General features: G+C 49.8%; 17 protein-coding genes. 2 read left to right on the top strand and 15 right to left on the bottom strand.

What is annotated here, in order from left to right:
• Nucleotides 1-6: 6 nt before the first annotated feature.
• Nucleotides 7-804 carry a winged helix-turn-helix domain-containing protein gene (locus tag ACVB80_RS16640; protein WP_481082408.1) on the top strand — a complete coding sequence of 266 codons (798 nt, stop codon included), beginning with the start codon at nucleotides 7-9 and terminating at the stop codon, nucleotides 802-804.
• Between the two features lie 20 nt (nucleotides 805-824).
• Nucleotides 825-1340, top strand: coding sequence for a hypothetical protein (locus ACVB80_RS16635; protein WP_481082407.1), 516 nt, complete (start codon nucleotides 825-827; stop codon nucleotides 1338-1340).
• 149 nt (nucleotides 1341-1489) lie between these two features.
• On the opposite strand, the gene ACVB80_RS16630 is transcribed toward ACVB80_RS16635, so the two are convergent.
• From ACVB80_RS16630 to tssH, 15 genes are all read right to left on the bottom strand, one after another.
• Nucleotides 1490-1786, bottom strand: coding sequence for a PAAR domain-containing protein (locus tag ACVB80_RS16630; RefSeq protein ID WP_481082406.1), 297 nt, complete (start codon nucleotides 1784-1786; stop codon nucleotides 1490-1492).
• A gap of 9 nt (nucleotides 1787-1795) precedes the next feature.
• Complete coding sequence (locus ACVB80_RS16625; RefSeq protein WP_481082405.1) at nucleotides 1796-2359, bottom strand: DUF6931 family protein; 564 nt, start codon at nucleotides 2357-2359, stop codon at nucleotides 1796-1798.
• Nucleotides 2359-4350, bottom strand: coding sequence for a type VI secretion system Vgr family protein (locus tag ACVB80_RS16620; RefSeq protein ID WP_481082404.1), 1992 nt, complete (start codon nucleotides 4348-4350; stop codon nucleotides 2359-2361). Before ACVB80_RS16620 ends, ACVB80_RS16625 begins: the two co-directional genes overlap by 1 nt.
• A gap of 102 nt (nucleotides 4351-4452) precedes the next feature.
• Nucleotides 4453-6327 (bottom strand): hypothetical protein, encoded by a 1875-nt coding sequence (locus tag ACVB80_RS16615; RefSeq protein ID WP_481082403.1) that lies wholly within the window; start codon nucleotides 6325-6327, stop codon nucleotides 4453-4455.
• Nucleotides 6324-6950 carry a protein kinase domain-containing protein gene (locus ACVB80_RS16610; protein WP_481082402.1) on the bottom strand — a complete coding sequence of 209 codons (627 nt, stop codon included), beginning with the start codon at nucleotides 6948-6950 and terminating at the stop codon, nucleotides 6324-6326. Before ACVB80_RS16610 ends, ACVB80_RS16615 begins: the two co-directional genes overlap by 4 nt.
• A gap of 41 nt (nucleotides 6951-6991) precedes the next feature.
• Entirely contained in the window at nucleotides 6992-10438 is a 3447-nt protein-coding gene (gene tssM, locus ACVB80_RS16605) for a type VI secretion system membrane subunit TssM (protein WP_481082401.1), read from the bottom strand.
• Between the two features lies 1 nt (nucleotide 10439).
• The gene (gene icmH, locus ACVB80_RS16600) at nucleotides 10440-11582 is read right to left on the bottom strand and encodes a type IVB secretion system protein IcmH/DotU (protein ID WP_481082400.1); all 1143 of its coding nucleotides are present in this window, start codon (nucleotides 11580-11582) and stop codon (nucleotides 10440-10442) included.
• Between the two features lie 7 nt (nucleotides 11583-11589).
• Entirely contained in the window at nucleotides 11590-12906 is a 1317-nt protein-coding gene (tssK, locus tag ACVB80_RS16595) for a type VI secretion system baseplate subunit TssK (protein ID WP_481082399.1), read from the bottom strand.
• Complete coding sequence (tssJ, locus tag ACVB80_RS16590; protein ID WP_481082398.1) at nucleotides 12906-13376, bottom strand: type VI secretion system lipoprotein TssJ; 471 nt, start codon at nucleotides 13374-13376, stop codon at nucleotides 12906-12908. Before tssJ ends, tssK begins: the two co-directional genes overlap by 1 nt.
• Complete coding sequence (locus ACVB80_RS16585) at nucleotides 13373-14332, bottom strand: type VI secretion system-associated FHA domain protein (protein WP_481082397.1); 960 nt, start codon at nucleotides 14330-14332, stop codon at nucleotides 13373-13375. The genes tssJ and ACVB80_RS16585 overlap by 4 nt, the downstream gene beginning before the upstream one ends.
• Before the next feature lie 33 nt (nucleotides 14333-14365).
• Nucleotides 14366-15049, bottom strand: coding sequence for an ABC transporter substrate-binding protein (locus tag ACVB80_RS16580; protein ID WP_481082396.1), 684 nt, complete (start codon nucleotides 15047-15049; stop codon nucleotides 14366-14368).
• Between the two features lie 8 nt (nucleotides 15050-15057).
• On the bottom strand, nucleotides 15058-16197 hold the full coding sequence (locus tag ACVB80_RS16575; RefSeq protein WP_481082395.1) for an ABC transporter substrate binding protein: 1140 nt from the start codon (nucleotides 16195-16197) through the stop codon (nucleotides 15058-15060).
• Nucleotides 16194-18392: an MFS transporter gene (locus ACVB80_RS16570; RefSeq protein ID WP_481082394.1), complete on the bottom strand. Its 2199-nt coding sequence runs from the start codon at nucleotides 18390-18392 to the stop codon at nucleotides 16194-16196. The genes ACVB80_RS16575 and ACVB80_RS16570 overlap by 4 nt, the downstream gene beginning before the upstream one ends.
• A 9-nt stretch (nucleotides 18393-18401) precedes the next feature.
• Nucleotides 18402-19556, bottom strand: a complete 1155-nt coding sequence (locus ACVB80_RS16565; protein ID WP_481082393.1) for a D-alanine--D-alanine ligase family protein — start codon at nucleotides 19554-19556, stop codon at nucleotides 18402-18404.
• 143 nt (nucleotides 19557-19699) lie between these two features.
• Nucleotides 19700-22306: a type VI secretion system ATPase TssH gene (tssH, locus tag ACVB80_RS16560; protein ID WP_481082392.1), complete on the bottom strand. Its 2607-nt coding sequence runs from the start codon at nucleotides 22304-22306 to the stop codon at nucleotides 19700-19702.

The raw sequence follows: 22306 nt of genomic DNA, 5'->3' as shown, positions 1-22306 counted from the left end.
GAAGAGATGTGGGAGTTTGAGCCGGATTGTGAGATCCAGTTAAAGGAGCAAGGAACCGGGCTCCAAAAAAAAATCAAGTCAGCAGAGTGTAAAGTACTGCTGCTGTTGTTGGAGAATCAAGATGAAGTTGTCCTAAAGGAAGAGCTAATTACCAGATCCTGGGAAAATAAAGTTGTTTCTGATTCAAGTCTGACACAAGTGATTGCTCAGTTGAGACTTGCACTGGGAGACAATGGCAGAGACCAAAATGTAATAAGAAATGCACCCAGAGAAGGTTACAAGTTGATATCCGGGCATGTCTGCTTAAGTGAAAATTACTTAAGAAGAAAAGCTAAACCCGCACAGCAAAATCGGCTTATCATTCACACAGACAAAAATAGTGAAGAAATCAACAGAGAAAATTATAACAAGTTTCCACACCTGTTTTTCTCGGATAAATTTTTCTTAAGCCGAGCCTTAACCATTATATTAATCTTATTATCTACCCTGGCCTTTATATGGTCAGGATTGTTTTATCTGAAATCAGATAGTGTCTCGAGACAAGTTTGGATCAATAAGAATTCAAACGGCATTAATTATTACATAAAAAGCAATATGGCAAGTCAGGAAGTATACAACGCAATATCTAGTCATGTTCCGCCAACCGTGTCTAAAATATTTATATCGAAAGGAACCGGGCAGCTATATCTGTCATGCATATATCTCTCAAGCAAGTATAAGGAAAGACAAATTTACAACATTACAATAATTGGTGAACTACCAGTCGATCAAATAACCAAAACTATAATTGATAACTGCAGCTAATGTTCACGCAAATAAAAACAGTGTCAGACAAACACTTCAAAAAAGGGGGGGGAGACATGAAGCTCAGGTATAAATTTATTATTTCTTATGTCACTTTAGCCTGTATTGCCTTTATTGTAACTATAGTAGATGGCAAGTCCGCCAAGCCAGACATATTAACTGGTTTCGGGAATGTCGTTGTTTATGGTGACGGAGTTAAGTTAAGCTCTTTAGGCGCTTATAAATATAGGAAAATGCACTCTATTGACAACGGTTTTTTAAGCAAGAGTGTTATGAACACATCCATTACATCTGTCGGTGATGAAATAGTATTAAACAAGACCTATGATGTTTACTTTTGGGACAAAGACCTGTTCTCAATTGAGCTAAAAGACAAGAGTGATAAGTTCAGCCTCAAGTATGAACCAGACTACTCTGAAATGCACCTTCTTGAATATCATGAGGAACAGTTTTTCCAAACCATATTCCAGGATAATGAAGTGGTATGTTATTCAAGCCTGACGATTAATTCAGTGAAATGTATTAAAGTTTTTTAGGGTATTGAAAGAAAATATGTTCAGGTAAAACTAGCGAATGCTTATGGAGTTGTTCGCTTTCCTGGCTATGTCTTACGCGATACAGCAACATCACGCCACATAACTTTGCTCTTGCCTGGCACAAAGCAAACAAGAGCAAAAATTCTGCCCTACCCCCCAATAAGCACGGTAGGCATCCCCATGACAATCGTCCCGCCATGAGCAGTCATATCTCCCATACGGGCGGCGGGTTTGTTATTGATTAAAACCGTTGCACTCCCCTTTACCACTGCATCTGGTGGCCCCACACAGACGCACATCTGACCCAGGGTTGCCGATGGCAGGTTGCCGACTAAAACTGTGCTGGGCATAGGAAGCAATGGTCCTCCTACATGAGGTATTGGCACGACTGCCGGTGTTTGCATTGGGCATACGTGCATATCTGTGGCTCTGGCTGCTGGTAGCACTCTGTTCTCCTATTGTTTGCCGTTTCCGCCTGCGGCGATGTTCAGGCCCACCTCTGTGAACTCTGCATAGCGCTCTTTAGCATGCTCACCATCGGGTAAAACAGCAGACAGATTTATGCTGCCTGCAACAGCCTGCGCGTACAGATATGGTGGCGGTGGCACTGCCGGGTCTTCCGGTTTGATCATGCTGCCGCCGCTCCAGAACGCAGCTTGCGCGGCCCAACCTGCACCGGTTTCAAGACCTGCGTTCTCTGCCATTTTTTCCGCGAACCTGCGGCTTGTTTCGTCCGGAGTGTGTACCCAGGCCCTTGCAGCACGAATAGCATTGAACTCGTCTTCACTCCAGTGAGTCAGTGAGCCCGCGCAGGTGACCGCCCACCAGATGGATTCACGCACCGGCATTGCATGTGCAAGGAACGTCACCACATCTGCAAACAGCTCTTGTTGCATAGCCTGAGCCACCAGTTCAGATGGCATGGTATTCTCGTCTGCTAAATCAGCAAACGCGTCATTAGGTTCATATAAACTCAAAATGTCTTGAGCAAATTTGTGAGGGATTTTCTTCAATATCATTAATTTATTTTCGCAATTGCGCCCTGAATCTGAACCATGGCTCCCGCTTTAACCTGAGTGCTGATGCTACCATTTACGGTAACAAGCCCACCTTTAAAATCTGCTTTGCCTTGCCCTTCGACGTTGATCATGGTCGCTTTCATTTCAGCTTTAGATTTGCCGGCGATGGATACTTGTGGCGCATCAATCTTGATTCCACCCGAACTGATTTCGATTTTGCTGGCGCCCACTTTGAGTTCTATTTTGCTTTTGCCAGTGATTGAAACCTGCTTGCCGTCGACGTTCACGTCCGATTTGGCTTCGATGTTCATGTTTGAAGCCGCGTTGAGGATCAGGTCCTTACCGGCGTCGCCAGTCCAGTTATCTTTACTTTTGGCCGTCAGCTTATCTTCAGTTTCAATGGATAACGCCTCTTTAACGCTTAAGCTGGCACTCTTTTCCACCCTGGTTGTTTTGGTTCCTTTTATCGTCGCCTGGCTGTCATTGTTGATATCAAGCACCAAATCTTTTTCGGCGTGCAGGAAAACCTGTTCCTTGTCTTTCTGATCTTCAAAACGCAGCTCATTGCCCTGTTTACTGCTGCCTTTCGGGGTCGTGCGGGTCTTAATTCCGCTTTGAGTCGCAGAGCTGTATGGTGCTGCGCTGTTTTTGTTATAGAGCGATCCTGTGATTACCGGGCGGTCCGGATCACCGTCTATGTACTGCACCAGAACTTCATCACCTACCCTTGGGGTAAACTGCGCGCCAAAACCTTTACTTGCTAACCCCTGGGAGACAGGTAACCAACAAGAACTGTTTTCATCTTTCTTACCGTTTTTGTCCCAGTGAAACTGCACTTTCACACAGCCGGTTTTGTTCCGGTATATCTCTTCTCCATCCGGGCCCGTCACTGTTGCGGTGTGCAGGCTGTGTACGCGGGGCTTTCTCTGCAACTCCGGGCGATAGACCACTGATGAAGGAATACAGGTAAACTGATTACGGTAGGTCAGGTCTGTACGGGATTCCTCACAGCAGATCTGGTGCGCGATCTGAGTGACAAGATACTCCTGATTCATCGATTTAAGCGGATGATTTTCCAGTTTGAACTTATGCCCACACGCAAGCGCTGCAATGTTAGAGGTCGAGTGCGAAGCCGACTTGCAGAGATCCAGCGCTTCCATCTGCCGCTTTGCAGCATCCCGCACTTCTGCTTTGGTATCGTGCCCACAGGCAAAAAACTCCTGGGATAAGGCGGAGCCAGAACTGCCAGCTGCACTTTTTCGAACCCCACTGTCAAAGACATCCGCAAGCTCCTGAGTATGGTCTGAAAATGATACTTTTCCACTGCCGACCCGGTTCGACTGACTCCAGTTACTCAGAGTCCGGTATGAATGACGACTGCCTTCCTGGTAACTGAGAACAGACGATTTTATCTTATCAAAGCGCTGATTAGAGTCCCCGATGCATACCGAAGGCTTGCCTGACTGGTGTTTTACATGAAAATGCCAACCTTCGCTGGCAAGCATCCGGTTAATAAACACCTGATCGGTTTCATCTAACTGAACACAGTACTCATGTTTTTTGCCACTGCCGGAGACCGAAAAAGAGAAGTAACTTTTGAGTTCTGACTCCCCCAGCAGCTTTTCAATTATCTGCCTTGTGGTCATGTTCTGAAAAATCTGTCGGCTGCAACGGTGTGCCAACAGGCTAAGAGGGTCGACCATCTCCAGCTGATAGAAGTACTGCTGTTTTTCTTTACTGTGCCCGGTGAACCGGACAGTACTGCACAAGCCGGTAAACAGGTGCTTCTCATCTGCCTGTGTATAAGAGACCTTCATCGCTTTACCCAGGTTTTTGACATCAACCTCAGAACTGGCAGCGACAGACAGCGAAAACCTGCTGCCTCCCGAAACACTCTCCTCACCCGTTAAATGAGTGACAATATACTCCTCATTGTCTGACAGTTTTGCCACGAGGGAGCGACTTTGGTGTTGTAATACGTTGCTACTCATAATTGCTTAAGTCACTAGTAGGTATGCAAGTTATCACTTTTGCTCTACCTGAAAGGGATTAGAATGACGGGATTCAACTCCCGTCATTCTTCGTTTTACCAGTTATGCAGTGTGTGGCTGTACCGCCAGCAGTCCCATCATGGCTATGCCGCCAGTAACAGATTTACTACCTTTCCCGGACTTCGCTTTATTCGCTTCTTCTGTAATCCTGGCTACCGACTGATTCAGACGGGCTGTTCTGTCAATATCAATAGCCGATTCCATTACTTCCTCGTTGCTCATGTAACGTGACTCATTCACTCCCAGCGTTTTCAGATATTGATCCAGTACTTGCTGGTCTGGTCTTGAGATCTCATCATGGTACGTCTTTATTTCATCTTGTGTGGACACATTAGAGAATGTCGGGATACGCCAAAGTTCCTCAGCAAGGGCCCGATAATCGTCATCAAGCCAGTTCAGTGATGAGACGATATTTTCATCACAACGGCAGATCGCTACGCGATTGACCTCTTTGTTGTAACGAATGTCTTTGATCTGCCTGGTTTGCTTTGAGCGCAGGTGGTGACCCAGTTTATCCCAGAGCAACACCTTCAGAAGCATTGGATTGACCATGGTACCGAACTCCACATTAGTACCAACACCAACCGTTACACCGGCGCCAGCTTTAAAACTAAAATCACCTGAGCCTTTCACTATGCTTTCAACCGCCGCGTTAGCACCTATACCTGCGCAAGCCGACCCGGTAACGCTTCCCCCTACCACTTTCAGGCCCCTGGCTTTAAATGATATTGAGCTTGTACCTGTCGCTTTCACCCCGGCAAATGCACCCGCACCAGCCTTAAACTTAAATACCTCATTCTCAGCAAAGATATTTGCACTGTTCACAGTTCCGACTATCTCAGCCTTTACAATCGCCCCCGCAAAGAGTTCTGCTTCGTTATTCATCGTCATGATGTCCCCAATGGAGAGCTCATGAGAGAACGTCAGTTTCACCCCAAGCTGCGCTGCCAGTGCAACATTCACCTCGAGGTCAATGCCAGGGATCAGTTGCATCGGCTCAAAAGAGCTGTCCTCTTCCTGCTTCTCCTCTTTTTTTACCGGTTTGTACTCCTGAGAGTACTTAGTTGAAGCTAACTTGGAGCCGAACTCTTCTCCAAGTTTTTTCTCACGGTAACCTGCCGACCCGCCCTGGCCAAAGTTCGCATGCAGATTTGCTTTGATACCGCCACGGACACCAACCTGCATTGCAGTATTAACCTGGTTTTTGATTTTACCGAAGTCCCAAACCTTCTCGTAACCAACTTTGTACTCAGCAAAAAAATCTGCAGCTTCATCAATAGCAAACGCGCCTTCTTCAGCTGAACCCTCTACTTTGCCAGAAGTACCGACATTCTTTTTAAACAGCTCATTAAGCGCAGGCCAAAGCTCATCATTACACCTGACGTGATTCTGGTATGCATCAATCAGTGCAGTAACCTGTGCATCAAGGAGTTCCACTTTCAGCAGACCAAGCTCACCAGAAACCAGAACACTGTCATAAGATTTTTTTACAACCCGGCGCTTATTTTTAAGCATATCCCGAAAGGTACGGTTAATAAGTTTTGAACGGATAGACTCCGTTGGAGATCTGTGTGGTTTAACAACCCGCAACACACTCCCAAATTTCTTCATGGCTCTTTTTACAAAGAAGTTCCACACCGGATGCTTTGCCACCTCTGCGGCACTATAAGCACTCGCCTTTCCGCCTGAGCTTCGATAGAGATCTGCTTCAACTTCTGAGTAAATCACATCGATAGCTCTTTCCAGATATGGCAGTGCTCTTCGGGACTTTCTCCGGCCACAAGCCGAAGAGAGTTTTTTCAACCAGTCTTCAATTGCTATCGCACACCCGAGATTCGGGATCAATTCACCATCATCTCCCCGGATTGACGACACATCAAAGTCCAGGTTGGCTGCAGCAAGCTGTTTCTTATTCATAGGCTTTCCTTATATCTTGCACCGGCAATCAGGCTGGTATGAACCTGCTCAAGCACCGGAAGTAATGAGTGGTCATGCGCTAAAGGCATGACCTGATCGATGATTTTTATCAGTGAAAACCAGTCATCTCCCGTTTCCACCAGCCCTTCTCCACTTAACCGCTCTGGCATGGCAAACATAGGTGTTACCTGCCAGTCATTAAGTGCTTCCCGAGAAGTTCCAGTGCGATAACTGGCACCGAAATCTATCAATCGAATTTGTTTTAAATCAGGGACATAAAGTATATTGGAAGGTTTGATATCCCCGTGAACCCACCCCTTCTGATGACAATGCCGGATAGCGGAAACGATGGCCGGTAATAACGACACAAACAGTGGCAACTCCTCTGAGCCAAACTCACTCAGAGGAATGGCATTCTGGTCAAACTCCAGCCTGAGATGCAGCTGCTCCCAGTCGACACCCACCACGCGTTGGATCAGTTTCCCACTGCATTCCTGCAATGCGCTCCATTCACGTTTCAGTGCATCTGGCGATGCAAACTGCTTCACGTACTCATTGGAGGTATCACTGTTTACCAGGTTCTGATGTCCCTTCTGGCATATATATATTTCGCTGCTGTCCAACGTCTGTATCCGGCTAAGGGGTCCTTCCAACTGTCGTCCCCTTACAACTGCTTAGGCAGCGAAAACTGAACAAACAAAGACTTATCTAACGCCTGATTACTGTCCTGTAATGTGTAATCCAGTACGATGTTCTTTGAGTTGATTTTGTAGTTAAGCTTGCGAACCAACCGGTTGTTGGTTGCAGTACTGCTGCTGGCAAAAATTGCGCGGAACAGTGCCCACTGCCCTGTGTAAGCCTGACTGGCGACCCGGTTTTTCCCGCTGAGAAACTCTGCACTCAGATAACCGTCCATAGCAGATGAAGGCCACATCACATTGCGCCATACCCTCGGGCCATGCTTATAGCTGAAAATGTTTTCTGCTTCGCGGAGCTGGAACTCTGTTACGTCCGTACTCATGGAGCTCGCTCTGAAACCAACGTTAACGGTCAGTTCTTCACCCGCCGATCCGAAAAAGATGGTGCTCAGCCTTTTCGCCTTCTCTAACTGGTTACGGGTGTTTGCGCTGATTGGCAGCGTCAGACCGTCTACTTCATTGAGTTTCAGCCGGCCGTTATCCCAATAAACAAATGGTTTCAGGAATTCATCTACGAACTGCTCAACACGTCCATTCGCTTTAAAGAACTGACTGAAATCATCCAGATTGACCTCACCACGGCCGTGCTGCGCAAACGGGAAACGTCCTTCAATCGCGCTAACATAAAACTGATAGACACGCTCATCCCACTGAGTGTTCAGGTACGAGGTACTGCTGGCGACAACCTGGCTCCATACCTGGTCTCCGATGCTTTTCGTCCATAGTGCGACTTTGCCGGGCGCCCGACTACCGGCACGGCGGAAGCTGACAATTGGGTCCACGCTGCCCTGAGCATGCGCAATCGCGTACTCATGGAACGACTTACCCGGGTTCGCACTTGACAGGGCCGCATCATAGTAGGTGTTCAGTTCGTCAACCTGTGCAAGCAGGTTATCTACCGGTGCTTCTTTTCCATCGCCGTTCACAAAACGGGAGAAGGAAATAAACGCTTCATTCACGACAAACGAAGGCTGAAGCCTGAGTAGCTTTTCGCCGACAGCGCGGTTGATCTTGTTCGCTTTGTTCAGCACTTTCTTTGCTTTCTTCAGGCCAAGTTGCCCGGCTAACCGCTTATTACCTTTGGTATCCGGCTGTTCTTCTACCGCCAGAGTGGTATTGACCACAACTGCGTCCAGAACATCCATTAACGGACTGGTTGCGGGTGTGCGGACATTACGCAGCGCATACCCTAACTTGGGCGCACTGTTGAATTTCTTAACGTGGATGTTGTTGACCAAATCTTTCCAGTGGTAGATGTAATCAGCAAAATAGAGGCGCTGAACCTGCTTACTCAGCTCAGTCAGTTCCACAACAGATGCGCCGGACATATCACCCTGAATTGCCTTGAACTCACTCATCAGATCGTAAAGCAGGTCAGATTTGGCAGTCAGGTCAATCCGGCCATAACCTTGCCGGGTAAATACTTCCGGAATCAGATAGCCATGAAAATCACTCGAGAACTCGAACAGGCTGTCGAAGTTCTCCCCCAGCTGACTACGCAAATCCACCTGATTGCGGTATTGAGGCATACTCTTAATGCGGGCATAAATCAGACGTTCAGGTGACAGGCCTTCAAGGTTGTTGGTCGCAACGGCGATCAGCTCCTGGTTAGGCTGCAGGGTTTTGTCGTAGTCGCCGCTGAATACGTCTTCGATCAGCAGTGACAGTTCATCCAGCTCATCCGGAGAAAGCTCTCCCTGATCTCTTAAGTTGTCCAACAGGTAAGCCTGAAGCTCTTCAAAATTCAGTTGCTCACGGTCAAACAGCATTTGGTAGTAGCGAAGAATTTCAAAGATCTTACTTGGATTACCGAGGTTTACGTACACATACAGCTCCGTACTGATCAGCTCTTCCAGCTTAGGCAGCAGGATCTGGTGAAGCTGTTTCTCATATACCAGGTAAACACTTTCTGCGGTATCAGCCTGCTTAATACTGACTTTTTCATACCAGGGCTTAGGCTGAACTCCCTCAACCACCACGTCACCCAGTTCACTGAGCACAACAACCAGATCGGACATGGAATAGTCCTTACTCAACTTCTTAATATCTTCCTGATAGAAGTGGATCTGAGCGATAGCTTCAGAGCGCCAGTCTTCATCTGCATTCCAGTTATCTTTGAGGTTAAGTCCTGCTACAGCAATGAGCCCGACGATAGAACACAGCACCAGAGTCCGGAGCAGCAGATACCCTGCGTGCCGCCATTGGTTAACGCCGACAATGCTCTTCTCCGGAAGAATTGCTCTGGTGAACAACTTCTGAGTAAAGTATCCCCGGCGACCTGGCGACTGTTCACTATGACTGACCGAATTAAACTCGGCGCGATCAGCAATCGCCTGAGTTAATAAGTCATATTCACCGCCCTTCTGCCCTGATGACATCAGGTAGGCTCCGCGGATCCACACAGCTTCACGAACACGGTTCTCGCGGCCAATATCCGTCAGAAGCTCGTTAACTCTCTCCAGAAAAATACGCAACTGGTAAGGCCACGCTAGAATTGAACCTGACTTTTCACTGCTGACGTTCCGAAGCAGCTCAAACTGCTGCTCTGCAACTGACTGGAGTAGTTTATGGCTCTGAGCCTCAAACTGGTGCCGGTCATATCGGCGGGACTGATCACACTCAAAAGTAATGCCAAACGGTTTTTCCGTATCGGACGCGGTATAACTTTCAAAAAATCCGGTGAAGTCAGCAATCGCGTCGGCTTTCGAAAACGCCGCATACACAGGCACGTTCAGCGCCAGTGCATCTCCCATCGATAGCATCGCTTCCTGATAGATCCCGGAAAGTTTAGTGCGCTCTTTTTTATCCCCGGTCATTAAACGGTCACAACCGATCACGGTCACGATACCGTTTAGTCCCTGCCTTGGCCGGTATTTTAAAATCTGTTTAGCCAGTACTTTCCACAGAGACTCATCAATGCCTTCATCGTCAAAAATACGGTGACCAACTTCAATGACAACGGCACTGTCATTACTCCAGAAGCGTAAATACTGCTCGGTGTCACTTTCATCCAAATGACGCTCATTTACTGGTTCAAAACCGTTTTGCAGCAAAATGGCGCTTTTGGCATCCTTTTCACCACCCAGTACCAGATACCAGGGCAGGCTGTATAAGCTCTCAAGTTTATTACGGCCCTGACCCATGATTTTCCTGCAGGCCACGCGAAAAAGTTGCTGGATCACCCGGGCATCCTGTTTGAAGAGCACCTGAAGATCGTGCTCTTCAGACACTGCGTGCTTACGCTTGTGCTGCCTCCACCACCAGACAGAGACCAGAAACAGGATAACCAGAGTCAGGGCCAGTGCCCCCCACTTAAGCCACTGAGGTTGCTCTTCCGGCAGCCAGAACCAGAGAGCAAGGGTTGCTGACGTTACAGCGATAACCAGCAAAATCGAAAGTATCTTCTTGAACATGTTATTTCTGCGCTCTTTTGATCGTAGCGTTCAAACCAAAACGAACATTGAGCTCGTTTTTCAGCTTGCGAATGGTGTTTAAATTGTCTCCGGCGTTGATGTAGAGCTCGACACCATGATCACTTTCACGGGTAAAAGAGTCGTAGCCCGCTTTGTTTAACTCAGAGGAGAGGCGAACCGCATCGCCGGTTTTCGTGAACACGGCCAGTATGATTTCCCATTGCTGGATCACCTTCCTTCCTTCGTTTGTTTCATCCTCTCCGACACTTTCTGTTTCGCGCCCTATATCTGCATCGGTACTTAAGTACACCAAATCACTGCTGCTCTTCCTGAAGCTGATATCAGACATATCAACGGCATTAAACTGCGTTAACATCGGCTGGATCCTGCTGTGATACCAGTACTCGGTAAATCCGTATCCGGACGCAAGGATCAGGAAAGTCAGCAACAGGGTCTTGCCCATGCTGATCATCAGCCAGGGTTGCTTGCCATTAATAAGCTCCGGTGTTACAGGCTCAGGTAGTGTGCCCTCCTCCCGGTAATGGCGAACCAGACTGTAGGCCTGGGAGGTAATTTCATGTAGTTGGCTTTCATCCTCATGACGAAAACGGCCTTTAAAACCGAGCGACAAGAGCACGTACTGAAGCTCAATAAAGTCCACCAGCTTGCCTGGCTGTTGTCCCGCTTTATCCAGCAATATAAAGAAAGCTTCACCACCATTGCGTTGCGAGAACACCTTGCTGAGCAGCGAGTGATTTTCCCATCGGGCCAGCTCTCCCCACGGGGTATAAAGCACGGCCTCGTCGAACGCCGCGCAGAGCACAAAACAGCTTTTCTCAATCACGGTTGGGTGATAATCCAGGTGCAATCCACGCAGGCGAAAAGCTTCGATCGCATCAAGTAGTCTTTGACGAAAGCGGTTGATATCCCTCGGGCCCCCCTGACGTTTGATGGTAACCAGAATGCCCAGAAGCTCGGTCGCTGCATTCATTAATGGGCTGCCATATACCGTCAGGTTTTCGATCAGTTGCTCCGTTCCTGAGGTATCCACCTTTATGCCAGGAACGCTCTGCCCTGATTTAGCACTGCTGGCTGTCGCCCGCCGGATCTGAACCGTTGGCTCTTCGTTAAATAGTCCTGCCACAATGCACCTACCTGATCACATGGAAATCGACGTTGATGTCATCGATCCGTTCATCAATATGAAGCGCAATTGCTTCATCACGCTTCACCAGTGCCTGCCACAGTTCGGACTTGGTATCGATTTCGAAATAGGCCGCATCATTGAGTGATTTCAGCTCTGACGGAGCATAAGGCAGGTGCCGCAATGGCACGCCAGATAAGGCGTTTCGCACCAAACCCGCGATATCACTGTTACCAGCAAGTTTGGCTGCACGCGGGAAATCTTCACTCAAACGGATTGCACCAATGGAAGATGAAACCACCAACACAAAACGTCCCTGGTTATACAGGCTGCGATCATCCACCAGAGTTCGCAGCAGACGCCGGCTGACAAACAGCTGCCGGTCCCACTTGAGTGTCGTTACGTTGTCGATTTGCACTTCACGCAGCAGCACCAACAGCTCTGCAAAGACCGCAGAGAAGATGGCGTAAAGGTTGTCCGGGTTCCATGCAGGAAAAGACTTCGGTAGCTTACCCTCAAGCCCCTGCATTTGCCCGGCCATAGACACACACTCCAGGTAGAGGTGGTGCGTCAGCAAAGTGCCATCAAAATTCCACTGTTCCAGCTTTGGTGACCAGGTACCCAGCACCTGCAGCCACAGATAGTCCCGCATTAATGACTGGTAGCTCTTGCTGCCTGCTTCTGCCTGCAGCCGGGCATGGATCGCCCGTGAGCGGTATTGCACCTGAGCAAACACATCTGCAACAGAGTCTGTCAGATAACTTGAGGCACCATAGTGCAGGCACTGAGGGATAAATGCCTGATTTAACACCACCGCCCCCTCAGACTTGTGTTCGCTTATCTCAGCAACCGCGATCAGAACAAAGTCTTTCAGCTCATCGCCTTCCAGTTTCAGCTGAATGTTGAGCAACGCCAGTTCCAGTTGTACCGGATCGCTGTGTTCCCGGCTGATGTCATAGACCGGGTGCTCAACAGCGCTATGACGCAGGCGGTTGTCATCACCAATGTCTACCGCGCCGGGTCTTGATACCGGTAATGCCAGGTAGACTTTTTTATGGCTGGTGTTTTTCGGCACATCCATAACCAGCGCCGTCTCAATTTCAAACGGAGTGCCATCAGGGAAAATTCCCCTGGCCCGGCGTACCGATACTTTGCCGATATTGAGCATGGAACGGTCCAGCTCCAGGTAAGTCAGACCGTAAGACTGAGGGTTCATCTGCCCGGCGAACTCACGCGCAAAGTTTTCGACGTAGCGTTCTTGCTGCTGAAAATGCTGTGGTGAGAGAAACATTCCCTCACTCCAAACCACTTTGTTGTTATCCATTATTTTTCTTCTTCCCCCGAAACAGAGAGATTGATGCCATCAACTTCGATATTGATCGCGGCAGTATTGATAATCACAGGCTTGTAGATGGCTTTGTTTTTTGCATCACGGTAGTTTGCAAATCCGGCAATCACACCGATGTACTTCACTCCGGCCCCCAAAGGAAAGACCTCCTGACGCTTCTCTCCCGGTAACAGGCTTGGCAGGCGCCGGGCAAGCGCCAGCTCAGCTTTCAGTACGCCCTGCTCATCGTTATAGATTTGAATAAAATCAGCCTGCTCAAATGCATTGCTGTTGGTCAGTTGGTAGATACGCAGCTCCACGGGGGAAGGCGTGCCCTCAACATTTGGGTTGATGTTTGTAGCGGCGCTGATGTTTACAACCAGTTTTGGCTCTATCGGTTCATCACTCCACAGGCTGCACCCTGAAAGTGACAGCGCAACGAGCAGCAGACACAGACGACTCATCATTGCTTTCCCCCCTCCATTTTTCTCTGTAAGCACATGGCTTCGCGAAAATACGCCTGGAACTTCAGTTGCCAGTCACGATTGTTGACCTGACGGTCAAAGTAACGTTTGTACATATCCCAGTACTTAGGTTTCCGGGACAGGAAGCCTTTGCCAGCCAGGTCATCAAACATGGACTCCATAGCATTGGGCGAAATATCAGAGAGCAACCTGCCCAGTGCCATTTCAAGGGCCTTGTTAGTCCATTCCTGCTGGCGCTGTTCATAGGTCTGAAATTCTGCAACAGCAAACTGCACAGAGCGGGCTCCTGCCTCTGTACTGCTGCCATCCGCCATCTGTATGCCAGGCGCAGAGTGAACAGGAAATGAAGCCTGATAGTCGCTATCGCTCAGCGGGCTATCGGCGTCATCGACCTGAAAATCCAGACTGAAATTCCGCCGCTCCTCCCCCCTTACGGTATCCGGACTTAAAAACGGGTCGTCATCCACAACGTCCAGTGTTGATATCGTCACGTCAGGTTCATCTGTGACGTCAGGAATGCTCTGCACTGGCGGAGTCTCTTCGGTCCGAAATGGATCATCTCCAAATGGTGACGGAGACAGGCTTTCTGACCCAGACTGCGCTCTGGCCAACTCAGGTACAAAACAGGAGACCAGCAGGCGGTAACGGCCAATGTCCAGGACATCTCCGTCACTCAGTGTTGACTGGTTTCCGCTACCCAGGGGCGTGTCCGAGCCGTTGATATAGAGCCCATTGGTACTGCTGTCGGCAATTTGATACCCGCGCGAGGTTTTACGAATAGTGGCGTGTGTCCCGGATATCTCCCGGGTCGCGTCACTAAGCTGCAGGGTCGCGCCAAAAGCACGGCCAATGCTTCCCCCTTCTTCAGGAAAAGCCTGATTCCACTGAGCAATACTTTCACCATCGGGTGAACTGATAATTCTGATTGATAATGGCATTTCAATGATCTTCAGTAAGTTCTGTATGTTGAATTAGCGACACTTAGTGGCTGCCTGGTTAAACTCCCCAACAAACCGGGGGTATTTCCTGGTGAATGCTTTCGAAAAATACACTCCCAGAGTCTGAGATTTCACCCGTGTCTTCGATATAGCCCGGTAGCTGATACCCATTTTTTTTATGGTCTCGTCTATCACAGCGTCATTACCCAGGATTGCACCAACCTCACCCTTGAGCATCAGTTCGAGCAGTGCCTTGGGGGTTCGTGGCTTTTTAGTGACACGGTAACCATTCTTCTCAAGCCAGAACCATTTGTTAGAACCAAACAGGGCAGCAACTTCGATCTGAGACTTAAACATCGAATGAGACATCTCTGCTGAATCTGACAGTGAGAACCAGCTCCACTTTTGCTGCTCCAGCGCTACCGAGTACTCGGCATACTCATCCCGCTTACTGTTATGAGATGCGAGGAAAAAACCATGCTGTGAGCCCACTTCTGTCATTAACTGAGCGCGATCCCATTTGGTCATCGTAAGCTGGTAAGGCTGCTCCATAACCCGCATCACACACTTCACTTTTTCAATACCCGGACCTTTCATTTCGCCGTTTTCTTCGTACTGGTAGGGAAACCATTCCTGGGTCGCGAGCAGGAGCCTCTCGGGGCGACTTTCTGCCAAAACGGGTTGGCTGACACCAAATACCAGGAAACAAAACAACATACATCTGATCATGGCTGGCTGTTCTCCATACTCATACCAGCGGAGCGAACCACGCTGCCGTCACTTGCGTAGATGTCACTTGCCATCTCAAGCAAAACAAACGGAATCCTGGTGCCCACCCGCTCGGCTTGCTTAAAGCTGATGGAAATATCCGGTGGAGAAAGTACACCGACGGGCAGAGAGCGTGGTGCAATGTCTTTCTCCAGAATCTCAATGCCGTAGAGAGCGGCCTGGTGAGCGTTGTTTTCAAACCCAACCCCTACCGACATAAGCGCGCTTTGTGTACTGCCGTTGACGGCATCCGGTACCGCCGTCAGCAGAGGCAGGTTCTGAGAGTATGTGTTGATCTCGCCGATACGGTTAAGCAGACTTGAGCTACCCGTCAGCCAGAGCAGTGAGTGACTCATATCTGGGTCACTAAGCTGCATGGCCTTCACCTGAGCTGGCAATACCCTGTCCAGCGACTGCCCCGGCTCGCTTTTATCCACCACTATCGGGAAGATACGTATCCCCTGTTTTTCGGCTTCTTTTTTCAGAGGCAAATACTGCGTAAGGTAAGCACTGGTGTTTGACCTGGCGTACAAAATACCGATTTGAGTCAGCCCGGAACGGAACCGGCGCAAAAAACTGAGCGTTATGTCTGCCGGAAGGTTGAGTGACGTATATGCGAAGTTGTTATGACTGCTGGTGTAGCTATCCGTCAGCCCCATCAACACCGGATCTTTGGCATTGACTGAGACAACCGGCAGCCGGGCACCAGCGTACACGCTATGCAGAGAAACAGTCGCCCGGGATCCAACGGTATAGATCAGGCTGGCTTCTTTCTCTGCCTGCCGCGTCCAGGCTTTCAGCTCAGTTTGTGTTTCAGGAAGCAGAAACACACGAAACGAAACGCCGGGCATCTCAGTGCGGAAAACTTTCAGGATGGTAGAAAAAGCAGTGTCATATGAGTCTGCTTTACGTGAAATAAGCACCCACACCACCGGATGTTCTCCCCGGGGCGCAAACATCACGCTGGTATCGTTGGCGCTGATCTCCCATCTGGTCTGATTGGTATCATTGAGGTGCTCACCCAGCCACTGTGGCCACTTTGCATGGCATAAGGCAGACGAAAGCAGAGTAATCAGGATCATAAGCAACCGGATCATGCGACTGCCTCCCTGGCTTGCTCTCTGTCAAATACCCACATCAGTACACTGGCCAATATGAAAAAGAGAGACAATGTGAAAAAGGCGTAACCATTTCCGACGTGAGCAAGCAGAGCCCCGACAATCACTGAACCCAGTACATGCCCTAACCTTTCCAGAAAACGATAAGTAGACGCAACAGAGTTAGCATTGGCCCCTTTAGTAGTCGTCACTACGTGCGTTACCACCGGTGCATTTATAAGGCCATGCGAGATCCCCATGACCAGCATGGCTACTGTAGCTGTGAGTACCAGATACCCGGTGTCTTCAAAGAAAAACGCCACCGACAATACACCGAGAGACACGGCTGCAATAATACTGCCCAGGCAGAGTGCCCATTTCGCAGAGCCAATCCGGTCAATAAGTGGAGATACTTTTCCGCTGACAAAAAGTACAGAGAAAGCATATGCCATCAGAACCTGGCCAATACTCTCACGCTCAACTCCCGCACCGGAAAGCAGAATAGGCACGGCGAAAAACACCACACCAGTCAGCATCATTTTGGTCGGGATCCCCACCAACAGCATGGTGCGTATAAATGAGGGAACACGTATCAGAGCAGAGGAGTCTTTCAACATCACTGTCAGATTGTCTTTCAGAGAGCCCGGTTTATGACTTTGAGGCGCCATAGAAGGCAACGACCAGCCAAACAGGTACATCAGTCCCCCCACTAAAACGGAGAGCAAAAAGATGCCCTGAACACCCACAGTATCTGCAAGGAGTGCGCCGATAGCAGCGCCAGAGATAAAGCCGGCGTTAAAGCAAAACACAATGATTCCGGCGGCCTGTGTTTTGTTAGACTTATCACTGCAACGCAGTATGTAAGCCTGTACCGAAATAAAAATAGTGGCCTGTCCTATCCCGGAAACCAGACGCGCCAACAGTACGGTCATCAGTTGAGAGTCGTAGGCCAGCAGCAGACAGCCCGCCGACGACAGTAATATGCCAACGCTTAATACTTTACGAATATCAATGACTTCAACCAGTCGTGACACAGGTAACAAGGTTGCAGCAAAACCGACAAAGTAAAGAGTGAAGAAGTAAGAAGACCAGCTTTCACTCGCACCGCTTTCTACTGCAATATGCGTCAGGTACTGCGGCAACACTGGCGCCATCAGAGATTCCATCAGCACAGTAACCAGCAGCAACGGTTTTATCTGAGCCAGAACAAGCTCATTCTCAGGCTGCTGTTCGGAATGACTGAGCAGGCGGATAAACGCAAAACAGATAAAGGCACAGCCGGCAAAAAGTATGGCAAAGTTCTTTAGCGTACGGATGAGCTGTGCCAGTAACGCCTCCGGATAGAAAGCAACGGATACCTGATTGCCTGCAGCCTCTCCGACCAAAAACTCGGCCATATTGTCGACGGACATAGCGCCACCGGACGCTTCACTCCGTGCGATCAACTCCGGCCCCTGAGATACCGAAATAGACGAAACTTCCGGATTCGAACGGCGAAAGCTGTCCAGCATGCCGCCGATGCCACTCACCTGTTTGTGGCTGATACCTGCGCTCAGAACCGGAGCCAGTCGTTGAGTTACAATGTTCGCCAAAGAGCCAGCTTTGTTTTCCAGGCCAGATTTGTAAAGTGCAGCAACCATCAGCAATACGCTGACCGCCATCGCCAGAAACACCCCACCAAATGCTGTGAAATAGGTTTTGGGGTTGGCACTGCGCAGGACAATAATGACAAACAGTGCCGTCAGCACAACTACCAGCCCCACCATCGGCTGAAAGTGTTCATCAATGGTTCTCTCTATCTCATGGTCGCTCAGAAGCACTTCGAGTACGCCCACCTGAGTGAACTTATTACTCAGTGGCATGCTGACCAGGCTGCCTGCGATGTGATCATTGGTATACCGATAAAGCTCCTGCTCACCGGAAATCACCCGAATATCGACCACTGATGAATCCGCCTTCGCGATTGGTGCCAAGACCTTTTCCAGCCCGGCGATATCATGCAGCGGTACCCCGGAACTAAGTACCTGCTCGATACCTATCCGCGCAGCTTCCGTCTGCGCAAGAATCGCATCACGGCTTTGTTGCTGGTAGCTTTTCAGTGCCTGAGCATAACCAACTACAAAGATCAGTGTCAGCGACAGCAGAACCAGTAAAGCGCCCAACAAGAGCCGGCTATATTGCTTAAATGTGCTCAACACGAACTCCTAACACGCACTAAGAGCGTCAAACTGTTCGGTCAGGCAGTGCGCAAGAGCCACTGGGCGCTTCTGTTTCAGAAAAGCGAGGCGATTGAACACCAGAGACTGAACAAGATCGGTGTAGTTCATGCCTTCACGGTTCAGGTCGTGGCATACCAGACTGACCTTCTCACCTTCCGGTCGTTTCAGGTCCGGTTTAGGGTTGGTTTCCAGCACATAGAGGTTGCCCGACTTATCCATTCGCAAATCGACACGAACCAGTGTCTGCAGACCAAGCTGGCGATAGATTTTTTGCCCGATATCAGCCAACTGGCTACGCAGCGGTTCTTCGTCTACCGCGACCAGACGGTCCTGGGTGATCGGTTTAACATCCATCGACGTAAAGATCGGCTCATCTTCTTCCAATACACGTTCGGTGATAGAAAAAGCCATCGGCATCGCGGACCGGGTCAGAGTGTCCTGTTTGAAGACGTGTTCCCCGGCAACTGCAACCACGAACTCCCTGCCACCCAGGAAAGGTTCGATCATAACTGTATTACCCGTCGCACGGCGGACCTTCTCAACGACGCCAGCGAGATCGCTGCGCTCAAACACGGGGTAAACGTGAACAGAAGCACGACCGGAAACTGGCTTCACAATGAATCCATCCGTAAACTCCGCCTCAATCCGGTCAATAGCCTGCTGCTTAACAGCGTCGTCAAAACTTTCGTCAATACCGATCGTTAAGAATGGGGCCGTTGGCAGGCCTGCCGCCCTGATTTCATGCTTAAACAGGTGTTTGTTATCAAGGATGCCTGCCGTCATAGGGGAGTGGCCTACGTAAGGTACGCCCAGCATCTCCAGCATGGATGGCAAATGACACATGGAATCAAACCCCTGAAGACCGCCACTGTTGGTGATCACCAAATCGATCGCTTGTTCTCTAAGCTTTTGTGCCAGGTGAATGTCTTCTGCCAGCACCTCAACACTGCAAAAACCTGATTCGCGCAGTGCGTTGGCAATATCGTGCGCTACCGGTGCGTATGTCTTGGTTGAGCGAGGGCTCAGGTTCTCAAAAATAAAGCTTCCCTCTTGCCCTTTATCACCGCCGTGGATAACCGCGACTTTGATATTTTGGCGAATCCATTCCAGCTGTTGCTTAGAAAAAACTGAATGCGTCATGTATTAGTACTCTGATGTGGTGTTGCTTAAAAAGGCGCACTTCCTGGCAGCCTGACAGCAATTAGTGATACAAATCGTTATTGTTATGCGCGGGCTGGCTCACAACCCGCGATTAAAACGGGGTCTGGTGCCCCATAACACAGTTACCGAATCTGGATGCAGAACTTCCCGCCTTCCGCGTGAACACTCACCGCCTCCACGGGTTTGTTTTCGCTCATACGCACAATGCACTGGTTTGCCAGTTCTGGCATGAGCTGGCGGTTGATCAACTGTTCAACAGCACGAGCTCCGGTTTCCGGTGAATCATTCATGTCCACCAGAAGCTGGATCACATCAGGGTGATAGCTGAAAGCTGCACCGTAATGCTCTGCTACCCTTTTGCTGATGCGCTTAAGTGAGAGCTCAGCGATTTTTGCCATCTCTTCATCATTTAACGGGAAGTAAGGCACTACGGTCGCCCTGCCCAGGAACGCGGGTTTAAAATGCTTTTGCAGCTCAGGAAAGATGGTGTGCGTCAGTTCCGGGACCTCTGGTCTGCCATTGACGCACGCATTCACCACAGCTCCGTCCGCAGCGTTGGATGTCATGATGATAATGGTGTTACGAAAATCGATGTTCCGGCCTTCACTGTCTGAAATCGAACCCTTATCAAAGATCTGGTAGAAAATATCGTGCACACCCGGGTGCGCTTTCTCCATTTCATCAAGCAACAGAACAGAATATGGGTTCTTACGAACCGCTTCGGTAAGCACTCCCCCTTTGCCATACCCGACATAGCCAGCGGGAGAGCCGAGCAACATTGATACTTTGTGCTCTTCTTTAAACTCCGTCATGTTGATGGTGGTGATATTACGCTCACCGCCATACAGGAGGTCGGTCAGCGCCAGAGCGGTTTCTGTTTTACCAACCCCACTGGGGCCACACATCAGAAATACACCTACCGGCTTACGGGGATCGGTCAGGCCTGCACGGGAGAGGCGAATCGCCTGTGATAGCTCTGCAATTGGAGTGACCTGGCCAATAACGCGCTCACCGATGTGGGATTCCAGATGCATCAGCCTTTCAACTTCCTGGCTCAACATATTGCCGACAGGGATCCCGGTCCAGAGCGCGACTACCTCTGCAATGGTCTGCTCACTGACCTGAGGCAGAACCAGCGGCTGCTCGCCCTGCAACTCGCGCAGTGTTGCCATCTTCGCGGCCAGGCGGGCTTTATCGTCACCAGAAACTGCTGAGCCACTTTGTTTCATCTCTTCATCCAGTGATTGCTGGAGAGCAATGATCTCTTCCACCAAAGACCGCTCACTGTTCCAGCGCGCTTCGATGGACTGGTGCTCGTCCTTGAGCGATACCAGACGCTCCCTGGCATCGCCCAAACGGCTATCTTCTGTCGACCAGAGAGCAGCTTCATATTCAAGCGTCCCGATTTCGTTTTCGGTATAACGGATTTTTTCTGCAATGGCGTCCATCTGACGCGGCGTAGCACTCTGACTTAAACCGATCCGTGAACATGCGGTATCCAGAAGACTGATGGCCTTATCAGGAAGCTTACGCTCCGGCAAGTAGCGGACAGAGAGCGACACTGCTGCATCAATCGCCTGTTGCATCACTTTCACATTGTGGTGTTTCTCCAGACTTCTCTTCACACCACGCAGCATATGAACAGCATCTTCTTCACCCGGCTCATCCACCACCACAACCTGGAAGCGTCTTGTCAGAGCTGCGTCTGACTCAAAGTACTGCTTATATTCTGCCCATGTTGTCGCAGCCAGTGAACGGAACTCACCACGTGCGAGGGCTGGCTTCAAAATATTCGCTGCATCATTTTGCCCCGCTGCGCCACCGGCCCCGATCAGTGTGTGCGCTTCATCAATAAACATGATGACAGGCGTCGCCGACTGCTTGATCTCGTTGATCACATCCTTAAGGCGATTTTCGAACTCACCTTTGATACTTGCTCCGGCCTGAAGCAGTGACAGATCTAAGCTACGCAGTTCAACATTTGCTAACGCAGGCGGGACGTTTCCGTCAACAATCTCCTGCGCAAGACCTTCAACTATTGCGGTTTTTCCCACCCCCGGGTCTCCAACCAGAATCGGGCTGTTCTGGCGGCGACGGCAGAGAATATCGATGGCTTTGCGGATCTCGTCACCACGCCCCGTGATTGGATCGAGCTCTCCGTTGCGGGCTGCTTCCGTCAGGTTCTGCGAGTACTTGTCCAGTGCCGGCGTGGAAGAGTCGCCACTGGCTTCGACCATGCCTTCGGTAACCTGGCTGCTTTGCCTGGGTGTACCTGCCGCCAAAGACTGAGTTCGCAGCCACTCTGAAGATAAAACCGTAACCCATTGACTTAAAATGCCATTATAAGCAGCCTGGTCCGCGCGCTGCCTGAGCACCATCAGGACGTGATACTCATTCACCATCAACTGCTGGTTGTTCAATGAAGCCAACATCCACGCATCTTTTAACAGCTCGACCAGCTCCGGAGAGAGCGAAGGCGATGTATCGTTACCGCATGCCAGGCCAGCAAGGCGGTTATTGCAGCGCTCAAGCAGTGCCTCTTTGGTCAGAGAAGCTTTAGTTAGCGCCGCTTCCCACCCTCCAGACTGTTGCAGCAACTGAAAAAACCAGTGCTCAGGTTCGATAGAGAAGTGCCCCCGGCTGACACACTCCCCTGCAGCTGATTCCAGGGAACTTTTAAGTGTTGGCGTCAGCCTTTTTACCAGGCTCTGCAGTTCAATATTTATCAT

It is taken from the genome of Vibrio sp. 9-16B-A1 (assembly GCF_056726165.1).
The sequence above is the reverse complement of the archived record's forward strand: the minus strand, read 5'-3'. Positions and strand labels throughout refer to the sequence as shown.